The organism is Pseudomonas avellanae BPIC 631 (genome assembly GCF_000444135.1).
GTDB classification, from domain to species: domain Bacteria; phylum Pseudomonadota; class Gammaproteobacteria; order Pseudomonadales; family Pseudomonadaceae; genus Aquipseudomonas; species Aquipseudomonas avellanae.
The window spans coordinates 18,182-29,192 of record NZ_ATDK01000045.1 but is presented as its reverse complement, the minus strand read 5'-3'; the positions used below and the strand labels follow the sequence as shown (position 1 = coordinate 29,192).

At 59.8% G+C, this 11,011-nt stretch carries 5 protein-coding genes and 1 pseudogene; 4 read left to right on the top strand and 2 right to left on the bottom strand.

The window, feature by feature from the left end:
• Window positions 1-36: 36 nt before the first annotated feature.
• A complete protein-coding gene (locus DW49_RS0102130) occupies window positions 37-1,401 on the bottom strand; it encodes a DUF6538 domain-containing protein (RefSeq protein ID WP_024421085.1) in 1,365 nt (454 codons plus the stop codon).
• Window positions 1,402-1,553: 152 nt separating this feature from the next.
• Between DW49_RS0102130 and DW49_RS0102125 the strand changes: the two are divergent.
• The 4 genes and pseudogenes from DW49_RS0102125 to DW49_RS0102110 all read left to right on the top strand — a co-directional run.
• Window positions 1,554-2,957: pseudogene (locus DW49_RS0102125) on the top strand (fatty acid--CoA ligase); the annotation flags it as partial.
• Window positions 2,958-3,268: 311 nt separating this feature from the next.
• On the top strand, window positions 3,269-5,206 hold the full coding sequence (locus DW49_RS0102120; RefSeq protein WP_005615261.1) for a DUF1302 domain-containing protein: 1,938 nt from the start codon (window positions 3,269-3,271) through the stop codon (window positions 5,204-5,206).
• Between the two features lie 28 nt (window positions 5,207-5,234).
• Window positions 5,235-6,599: a DUF1329 domain-containing protein gene (locus tag DW49_RS0102115; protein ID WP_005736534.1), complete on the top strand. Its 1,365-nt coding sequence runs from the start codon at window positions 5,235-5,237 to the stop codon at window positions 6,597-6,599.
• Window positions 6,600-6,849: 250 nt separating this feature from the next.
• Entirely contained in the window at window positions 6,850-9,582 is a 2,733-nt protein-coding gene (locus DW49_RS0102110; protein WP_005615264.1) for a winged helix-turn-helix domain-containing protein, read from the top strand.
• A gap of 18 nt (window positions 9,583-9,600) precedes the next feature.
• Here DW49_RS0102110 and DW49_RS0102105 read toward each other — a convergent pair whose 3' ends face one another.
• Window positions 9,601-10,782 carry an HD-GYP domain-containing protein gene (locus DW49_RS0102105; RefSeq protein WP_024420331.1) on the bottom strand — a complete coding sequence of 394 codons (1,182 nt, stop codon included), beginning with the start codon at window positions 10,780-10,782 and terminating at the stop codon, window positions 9,601-9,603.
• Window positions 10,783-11,011: the final 229 nt, after the last annotated feature.

The following is an 11,011-nucleotide window of genomic DNA, read 5'->3' as shown; positions in this document are numbered from 1 at the left end:
TTTTCGAAATAAGTTACCCATAACCTGCAAGCTAAGCTATTGATAAGATTTGAATTTTCCGTTAGTTGGTGGCTGATTTTTTCGAAAACAGTACACTAGGATGCCACCCACCTCATCTGTAGTTGCCCCGACTGCCCGCAGCAGGTCCGCGCAGGTATGCCGCTGGCTGTACAGGCTCAGGCCAGAGTCTTCGCCCAAGGCGCGGGTGAACACACGGGACAGGCTCTTTACACGCTGACGCACCCGTTTATCTCGTTCGGTGGGAGTTGCCCCGGCGGGCATGTTCAAGCCCGACAGCACTGCGCGGAACAAGGATTCATCATCAGGATGTACCGGCAAGTCACGACGGCTAGCCGCGTTCTTACCACCACTAAGTGCAGCCTTGAACACCAGTTCACGCTTGCCCAGCACGTCCACGCGGTAAGTTAGTGCCTCCGGGCCTTCTTGCAATAGCTCACTCGGGCGCAAGGCATACCGGGCCAGCAGAACAACGGCGGGGTAGTGCACCGGAGTACTGGCTTTGATTTGCAGGTGCAGCGTCAGCATCTGTTTAAGTGGGATCGGTTGGCGCTGGTCCTTGCTCATACCAGCGCCTGAGCGGACGGCCTTAGCTACTGCCCCGGCTTTCGGCAATACCATGCCAGCCCATCCCGGTATCCGTTTGAGTACCGCTAGCAGGCTGTACGCATCGGAATGCACAGACGTAGGTTTACCGCCCCCGGCCAGCTTCTCAGTGCAGTACTGCATCAGGCTCTGTACTTGCTGTTCCTGAGTGCTTGGCCATTTAAGTACCTTCCTGCTCAGACTTCGTACTTTGTCTGCACGGCCCTTGCTCACACCCTCGCAGTACTCATCTAGTACGTGTTCGTACACCTTCGCGGTGCGGGTTCCAACAGGTGAGTCAGGCGCGGTATTGGCGCGTACGGGAGTTGCTCTGTCATCGCAGTGAAGTGGTACAGGGTTGCCCTCTAGCACGCTGTCCAGCGCTCTTAGCGCCGCTCTAGCAGTGACGGGATGCATCTGCACACCAGGTGGCATCTGCCCCTGGGCGTGCGCATCAAGGGCTTGTTTCTTCCACTCAATCTCTGCCTGCCATCCGGGGCGCTGCATCCGGTCCACCACATCAAGCGTGATGCTGCGCACGACGGCATCAAGGTTGCCCAGTACATCGGTTGCACTCTGCGTAGGTACAGCCTCGGGCGTGCTCTCAGGGGCGGACAGGGCAGCGTCACAGATACGGTCGAACTCCACCGATACAACATGCGCCAGCTTCAGTGCCTCGGATCGGTCAGCAGTACCCAAGGCTCTACGGTATTCGGTACGCCCGACTACCTCTGCAACGTCAGCAGGGAATCGACGACGGTAGCTGTATCGACCGTCGCGGCGGGTGAGGTAGGACATTCAGAACTCCAATGCTGCACGTGTACCGGACGCAGGGAACGTGCACATGCCCCAGAATGGTCGTTCTGAATAAGCTGTGTACCAAGGTGAACCCCGCTCTAGCCCATGAATATAGGGGCTTGCAGCGAGTTTTACTAATCGTGTGTGTCACAGCCGTCGACACCGTGAACGTCCGGCTTTCAACCGAGCAGATCGCTTACACCATCAATCATGCCGATGACCGCCTGGTGCTGGTCAACAGCGAGTTCACGGGCCTTTATCAGGCCATGGCCGGACACCTGACCACCGTCGAAAAGACCCTGTTGCTGACTGACCTGCCCGACAAGACCGCTGACTTGCCCAACCTTGTCGGCGAGTATGAGACGTTGCTGGCGGCAGCCAGCCCCGAGTACGAATTCGAGGATTTCGACGAAAACTCGGTCGCCACCATGTTTTACACCACCGGCACCACTGGCAACCCCAAAGGGGTCTATTTCACCCACCGCCAACTGGTGCTGCACACCCTGGGTCTGTCGGCCATCATGGGCTGCATCGACAGCACACGGCTGCTCGGCACCAATGACGTCTACATGCCCATCACGCCGATGTTCCATGTGCACGCCTGGGGCATTCCGTATGCCGCGACCATGCTGGGGCTCAAGCAGGTCTATCCCGGCCGCTACGAGCCCGAACTGCTGGTGGAGTTGTGGCGCCGGGAGAAGGTCACCTTCTCGCATTGCGTGCCGACCATCCTGCAAATGCTGCTCAACGCCAAGTCGGCTCAGGATGTCGATTTCGGCGGCTGGAAAATCGTCATTGGCGGCAGCGCACTGAATCGCAGCCTGTATCAGGCGGCCAAGGCCAAGGGCATTCAGCTCACCGCCGCCTACGGCATGTCGGAAACCGGACCGCTGATTTCGGTCGCGCACATCAACGAAGAGCTGAAAGCCGGCAGCGAAGACGAACAGATCACCTACCGGATCAAGGCCGGGGTACCGGGAATGCTGGTAGACGCCGCGATCATCGATCAGCAGGGCAACTTTTTGCCGGCCGATGGCGAAACCCAGGGTGAACTGGTCCTGCGCGCGCCCTGGCTGACCGAAAGCTACTACCGTGAGCCGGAAAAAGGTGCAGAACTGTGGGCGGGCGGCTGGTTGCGCACCGACGATGTAGCGACGCTGGACGACATGGGGTTTATCGATATTCGTGACCGCATCAAGGACGTGATCAAGACTGGCGGCGAGTGGATTTCGTCGCTGGAACTCGAAGACCTGTGCAGCAGACACCCGGCCGTTCGCGAAGTGGCCGTGGTCGGTATTGCTGATCCGCAATGGGGCGAGCGGCCGTTTGCCTTGCTGGTTATCCGCGAAGGTCATCCGTTCGATGCAAAGGAACTGAAGGAGCATCTCAAGCCATTCGTCGAGCAAGGTCACATCAATAAGTGGGCGATTCCCAGCCAGATCGCGCTTGTTACCGAAATTCCCAAGACCAGCGTCGGCAAACTCGACAAGAAGCGCATGCGTCTGGACATCGTGGAATGGCAAAACAGCAACAGCACGTTCCTTTCCACCCTCTGACGCCCTTTGCTTGCCGTGCCCGTCGGGCGCGGCAAGTGTCTGCGCCGCAGGTCCTGTTATACGACTTGCCAAATTCCCTGTTTAAGCCATCCTCCTCGCCGGGCACTTTCGCGTGCCTTCCCGGAAACGGGCGGGCCAGAGGCGTTGGTTCTGCAAATCACACTTTAGAGGGATCTAGCGTCGTAGCCTGCTGGCTATAGTCGGCACAGGGAATGAGCAAGAGCGGACCTGGCTGTGTGTGTTGATTCGATGACCGAGTCGTTTTTGGATTTCCCCACTGCCATAACAATAAAACACACGGAGTAGCATCGATGACAACCACAACCCCATTCTGGCGTCGGGCCAAGCTGCCCCTGGCTGTCAGCCTTGCGTCTTCACTGGCCGGCCCGGCGTTTGGCGTGACCTTCAACGTCGGTGAAATCGAAGGCAGTTTCGACTCCTCGTTGTCGGTGGGCGCGAGCTGGTCGACCGAGAAAGCCAACAAAAACCTGATCGGGGCCAACAATGGCGGGCGTGGGTTGTCGCAGACCTCTGATGACGGCCACTTGAACTTCAAGCGTGGGGAGACGTTTTCGAAGATTTTCAAGGGCATTCATGATCTGGAGCTCAAGTACGGCGATACCGGTGTGTTTGTGCGTGGCAAATACTGGTACGACTTCGAACTCAAGGATGAAAACCGCGAGTTCAAGGACATCAGCGATTCGGGCCGTAAAGAGGGCGCCAAGTCCTCCGGGTTCCAGTTGCTCGATGCCTTCGTTTATCACAACTATTCGATCGCTGATCAACCGGGCGCGGTGCGCTTCGGCAAGCAGGTCATCAGTTGGGGTGAAAGTACCTTTATTCAGGGCGGCATCAACAGCGTCAATCCGGTTGATGTCTCGGCCTTTCGGCGTCCGGGCTCGGAAATCAAGGAAGGCCTGATTCCGGTCAACATGTTTTACGTGTCGCAAAGCCTGACCGACAACCTGTCTGCCGAAGGCTTCTACCAGCTGGAATGGGACCAGACGGTGGTCGACAACTGCGGCACCTTCTTCTCGCAGCCAGACGTGATCGCCGACGGTTGCAACAATAACCTTGCAGTACTGCGCAGCCGCAGCGGCCTGAACAGTTCGCTGACGGCGGCCGGTTTGCCAGCCGGCGCGCGCGGGGCGGTGTTCAACTCGCTGTCGCAGCAGGGCGTGGTGTTCGGCAACCCGGACGAGGGCGCTGTGGTGCGCCGTGGTCCTGATCGTGATGCGCGTGACAGCGGCCAGTTCGGGTTTGCCATGCGCTACAACTTCGAGCCGCTGGACACCGAGTTCGGTGCCTACATGATGAATTACCACAGCCGCGCCCCGATTTTCAGCGGTCGCGGTGGTTCGGCGGCTTCGTTCAGCCCCCAAGGGCTGGTCGGCTCGCTGGTTCGTAACGGCTTGCCGGCCGGCACCGCTGCAGCGTTGGCGCCGACCTTGCTGCCCGTCGTGGTGGCAGGCAACTCCAGTTATTACGTCGAATACCCCGAAGACATTCGCCTGTACGGCTTGAGCTTCTCTACCACATTGCCTACCGGCACCGCCTGGAGCGGCGAGATCAGCTACCGTCCGAATGCACCGGTGCAGGTCAACACCACCGACATCCTGTATTCGGGTATTTCGCCGCTCAACCCCAACGTATCGCTGCTGAGCGGGCGGCCGAACACTGATCAGCCCGGTTATCGCCGCAAAGAAATCACCCAGATGCAGACCACGTTCACCCAGTTCTTCGATCAGGTTATGGGCGCCGAGCGTCTGACCGTGGTGGGCGAGGTGGGCTGGACCCACGTCGGTGGTCTGGAAAGCACCTCGAAAATCCGTTACGGCCGCGACCCGGTGTACGGTCCGGGTCCATTGCCTGGCGGTCAATGCGCAACGCTGAACGCCGGCACATTGACCGGTGCCGAGCAGAACAACCTGACCCGCTATTGCGAAGACGACGGCTTTACCACAGCCAACTCCTGGGGTTATCGCGCACGCGCCATCTGGGATTACAACAGCGTGTTCGCCGGGGTCAACCTGCGTCCAAGCGTGGCCTGGTCGCATGACGTGAAGGGTTATTCACCCGGCCCTGGCGGTAACTTCGAAGAAGGCCGCAAGGCGGTCAGCCTGGGCCTGGATGCCGAGTACCAGAACACCTACACCGCGAACCTTTCCTACACCAACTTCTTTGACGGGAAATACACCACGGTCGATGACCGGGACTTCGTGGCGCTCAGCTTCGGCATGAACTTCTAAGCACATGGTTTTCAGGATGACGATGAACATGAAAATAACAAAAAGTCTGTTGCAGGCCGGTGTGTTGGGCCTGTCGTTGCTGGCAACCGGTGTCATGGCGGCAGTCTCCGCTTCCGACGCGGCAAAGCTTGGGACCACCCTGACGCCGATGGGCGCGGAAAAGGCCGGCAATGCCGCCAATACCATTTCGGCCTGGAGCCCGATGCCGAAAAACGCCGGCGCGGTGGACAGCAAGGGCTTCCTTGCCAACCCGTACGCCAGCGAAAAGCCGTTGTTTACGATCACGGCCGCCAACGTGGAGCAGTACAAGGACAAGCTGGCACCGGGCCAATACGCAATGTTCAAGCGTTACCCGGACAGCTACCGGATTCCGGTCTACCCGACCCATCGCGGCGCTACCGTGCCGGATAGCGTGTTTGCCGCCATCAAGAAAAACGCCACGACCTCCAAACTGGTCAGTGGCGGCAGCGGTCTGGAAAACTTCGACACGGCCATTCCATTCCCGATTCCGGCCAGCGGTGTGGAAGTCATCTGGAACCACATCACCCGTTATCGCGGCGGCAGCGTGAAACGTCTGGTCACTCAGGCCACGCCGCAGGCCAACGGCTCCTACAGCCTGGTGTACTTCTCCGACCAGTTTGTGTTTCGCGACAAATTGCGGGATTTCGACCCGAAAAACCCGGGTAACATCCTGTTCTACTTCAAGCAGGAAGTGACGGCTCCGGCACGCTTGGCAGGCGGTGTGCTCCTGGTGCACGAAACCCTGGATCAGGTCGCCGAACCGCGCTCGGCATGGCTGTACAACGCCGGTCAGCGCCGGGTACGACGCGCACCTCAGGTGTCGTATGACGGCCCTGGTACCGCTTCGGATGGTCTGCGCACCTCCGATAACCTCGACATGTACAACGGCGCGCCGGATCGCTATGACTGGAAACTGATCGGCAAGCAGGAAATGTACATCGCCTCCAACAGCCACAAGCTGGACGACCCGACGCTCAAGTACGCCGACATCATCAAGGCCGGCCACATCAATCAGGACTTGACCCGCTATGAGCTGCGCCGCGTCTGGCATGTCACTGCCACACTCAAGGAAGGTCAGCGCCACATCTACGCCAAGCGCGACTTCTTCTTTGACGAAGACACCTGGCAGGCAGCCGTTATCGACCACTACGACGGGCGCGGTCAGCTGTGGCGTGTGGCCGAGGCACACTCGGAAAACTACTACGACCAGCAAGTGCCGTGGTATGCGATCGAAACCCTGTATGACCTGCAATCGGGTCGCTACGTGGCGCTGGGCATGAAAAACGAGGAAAAAAGAGCGTACGAGTTCGGCTTCACAGCCGGCGCCAGCGACTTCACACCCAACGCACTGCGTCAGGAAGGGGTGCGTTGAACGGCTGAGTCGAGTTGAACCTCGGGTTGTATCGCCTGCCGATACCCCCCCCAGCCTCATAAACGGCTCGTGTGCGTGAAAGCCCCGTTATCGGGGCTTTTTTGCGTGTAGGCAATCGCCTTATAAGCTGTAGGAATTTTGTTACAGTCTTTTCCGTGATGACCTTCAAAAGCGGCGATTTACCCGCTAGTCTCCGAACACCGTGACGCCGTACCAATGATTCCCACACGGATTCCCACACGAGCCGGCCATGACTGATCTGTCACGAATGCAAGGGTTCGCAGACAGCGCGATTCCTGCGTTGGAAGGACGATTTTTCCGTCCGCCACTCCCTGAAGGTTACGTTCCCCGTTCCCGCCTGTGTCAGCGCCTCGATGAGGGGCTGGGCGGGCGGCTGCTGCTGGTGTGCGCGCCAGCCGGGTTTGGCAAGAGCTCGCTGGCCGTCGAGTTCTGTCAGGGCTTGCCGGACAAATGGCAGAACGTATGGCTGGGGCTGAGTGCGCGTGACAGTGATCCGGGGCGCTTCCTTGAGCGTTTGCTGGGCAGCCTGCAGCAGTTCTTTCCGCAACTGGGCGCGCAGGCGATGGGCCTGCTGAAGATGCGTCAGCGTCATCAGCCGTTCGCGTTCGAAGAATGGCTCGACAGCCTGCTTGATGAACTGGCCATACACCTGATGTTGAGCAAACCGCTGTTGCTGGTGCTCGACGACTATCATCTGGCGCAGGGGCCGGTGCTCGATCGCTGTTTGCAGTTTTTCCTCAATCACCTGCCGGCCGGGCTGGTGGTCATGGTCACCAGCCGGCAACGGCCTGACTGGCACCTGGCGCGTTTGCGTCTGACCCGTCAGTTGCTTGAAATAAACGAGCAGGACCTGCGCCTTACTCAGGCTGAATCCATGGCGGTGCTGGACCGGCACAGCCGTTCGCTCGACAGCGAAGCGTTACAAAGCCTGATTCTGCGCAGCGAAGGCTGGGTGGCCGGGTTGCGCTTCTGGTTGCTGGCGGCCACTGAAGCCGGCGATGAAAGTGCCTTGTCGCAGGCGCTGCGCGGCAGTGAAGTGCTGATTCGCGAATACCTGCTTGAAGAAGTGATCGACTGCCTGCCTGTCGATGTCCAGGCATTTCTCTATGACACCGCGTGCCTGGAGCGTTTTTGCGCAGAGCTGTGTAATGCTGCGCGAGACAGCCATGACAGTGTCGAGATGCTCCGTTATCTGCAGGCGCATCAGGTGTTTCTGGTACCGCTGGACGAGCAGGGCCGCTGGTTTCGTTATCACCACCTGTTTTCCGATCTGTTGCGCGCCCGCCAGACTGCCGATGCGCAAACGACCCGTCTGCACCTCAACGCCTGCCGCTGGTTCAGCGCTCAGGGCCAACTGGACGAAGCGGTCGAACAGGCGTTGCGCGCCGGGCATCTGGATGTGGCGGCCAATCTGGTGCAGAACCTTTCCGAGGAGCAACTGCTGGCCGAACAGAATGTCGGCATGCTGCTGCGCTGGAAAATGGACCTGCCGGACGACCTGCTGACCAGTACGCCACGCCTGATCGTGCTGTACGCATGGGCATTGGGGCTGGCCTGCCAGCTGGACGCCGCCGAAGAGCTGGCCAATCAGTTGAGTCGCTTCCTGCCCGCGCCCTCGGCGACCGCGCAAAAATCCATGCTCGCCCAGTGGCTGGCGCTCAGCGGCATCATCGCGCGGGGGCGCGGCGACAGCGAGAAGACCGAGCGCTATTGCCGGGAAGCCCTGCTGACCCTGCCGCAAAGGCGCTACGGCCAGCGGCTGGTCTGTCTGTCGACGCTGGCCAACCTTGCGGTAGCCGAGGGCGACCTGTGGCGAGCCCGCGTGCTCAATCGCGATGCACTGGAACTGGCGCAACGGGTTGCAAACCCGCTGTTCGAGGCCCTGGCGCATTACGACCGCGCCAGAGTCCTGCAGGCGCGGGGCGAAATCATCCGCGCCCTCGACGAAGTGCGCGAAGGGCAACAGCGCCTCAAGGGTTTGTCCACAGTGCGCTTGTACGCTGTTCGCGCACGCCTGACGTTGTACGAAGGCTACCTGCTGACCCTGCGCCTGCAAGTGGACGAAGGGCGGGCCTTGTTGCTGGCCGGTCTGGCCGAGGCACGCGCCTGCCGTGACATCAGTGTGCTGATCGGCCACTGCGTGATCGCAACGATGGAAGGCTGTGCCGGACGCTTTGCCGAAGCCTTCGCCGAACTTGCCGAGGCCGAACGCCTGATGCACATCTGGGACGTGCCGCCCATCTACTACCTGGCGATGATCACCCTGGTCAAATGCGAGCTATGGCTTATACAGGGGCGCATCGATCTTGCCGAAGCCTGGCTGCTGCGCCTGACCCAGACCTACAACGGCGGGCTAGGTGCCGCAGCGCCGGAGTGTCATCCGCAACTGCCGCAACATATCGAACTGCAACGTGCCGTGCTGGAGCGGATACAAGGTGACGAGGCTGCCAGCGAGCAGCGTTTGCAGGCACTTGAGCAACGCGCGCAGGAGGCGGGAGCGCAATTGCTGAGGCTGATCGCCATGACCCAGCAAATAGCGCTGTTACTCAATCAGGGGCGACAGGATGAAGCCCGGACGCTGATGATACGCAGCGTTCAAGCCTCGGCGGGTGGCGCGCTGTTGCCCTTCAGGGTTTTGCTGGCCGAACATTCCCAATGGCTGCACGAGCAACTGCTGCAAGCACCGTTCTGCAAACTGTGCAATGCCCTGCGGGAAAAATTCCCGGCCTGCTTCAAACCGGCGGCGCCCGAGCCTGCGCATGGCAGCGACTGCCTGAGTGTGCGTGAACTGGGTGTGCTGCAATTGATTGCGCAGGGGTGTTCCAATCAGGAGATCAGCGAGCAGTTGTTCATTTCCCTGCACACCGTCAAGACTCACGCCAGCCACATCAACAGCAAACTGGGCGTCGAGCGGCGTACTCAGGCGGTGGCGAGGGCGAAGATTCTGGGCTTGCTGGGCTAGGCAAGAGGGCCGGGTACATCAGCCAGGTGTACCCGCCCACAGCGTATCGACCTCTTCCAGTCCCCAATCACCGGGCAGTTCGATTTTCACGATGGCGTCCGGGTCGGCAGGGCAGCCCAGGTCGATGATCTGCGCAGCGAAAATCTTCCCGGTACGCGCCGACATGAACACCTTCACCCGGGGTTTGAGCAGGGATTGGTCGCTCTGCTCGACCACCACGCCCAAACGTCCGCTCTCCAGACGCACCAGTGTGCCAATCGGGTATATGCCCACGGTTTTGACGAAACTCTGAAACACCGCCTCGTCAAAATGACCTTTCCACGACGCCATCTCGCGAATCGAATGAGCCACCCCCCAGCCCTTTTTGTACGGCCGGTCGGAGGTAATGGCGTCATACACGTCGCAGACCGCGCCCATGCGGGCAAACAGGCTGATCTGCTCGCCCCGCAAGCCATGAGGGTAGCCAGAGCCGTCGACTTTCTCGTGGTGATGCAGGCAGACGTCCATGACCATTGCTGCCACGGGTTGGTTTTCCTTGAGGATCTTCAGGCCCAGTTCCGGGTGAGCCTTCATGGTCTCGAATTCTTCATGGGTCAGGCGGCCGGGTTTGTTGAGCACATCCGGTGCGATCATCATTTTTCCCACATCGTGCATCAGCCCGGCGACGCCCGCTTCGCGCACCTGTTCGTCAGGCATGCCCATGCGTCTGGCCAGCGCGACCATCAACGCGCAGACCGCCACCGAGTGCATGTAGGTGTACTCGTCGGAGGTCTTGAGCCGTGAAAGGCTGATCAGCGCATGGGGATGGCGCAGAATCGAATTGGAGATTTCTTCCACCAGCAATTGCGCGTTGTCGACGTCCATGGCCTGACCCATACGGGCCTCGGTAAACATGGCCATGACGGCGTTCCTGGCTCTGCCGCAGATAGCCCGGGCACGCAAGACCTCTTTGTCCAGACTGGCCGGGGCGGTGTCGTTTGAAACCGGGGCGGTTCTCGCCTGTGGTGCCAGCACACGACTTTTATCGGCTTCAATCCAGACTTCCCGGGTGTCTGATTGCTGGATGCGCTTGAGCACCTCGGCATCGTCAAGCATGACTTCGACCAGACTGATCCAGAACGGATCATCGGTCCAGCGACGACAGACTTTGTGGATGTGCATGCCGAGGGCAAGGTCGGCGACCGGAATTTTTTTCAGCATGCTCAGTCGCCCATATGCGTTGGCATAACGGGCAATGAGCAAGGGCAACACGCGGGCAACCGATTGCTGACTGATGCCGGCGCAGTGCAGGGGCTACCGATCGACATGATTTCACCTCATTGACGGCAAGGATCATCCTGATCTCGAAATGCCAGTATACGGGGCAGCCAGCAAAAAAATCATGTCTATTTATTGCCCGTCAACAAGCCGTCAAACGGGCCACCTCTTG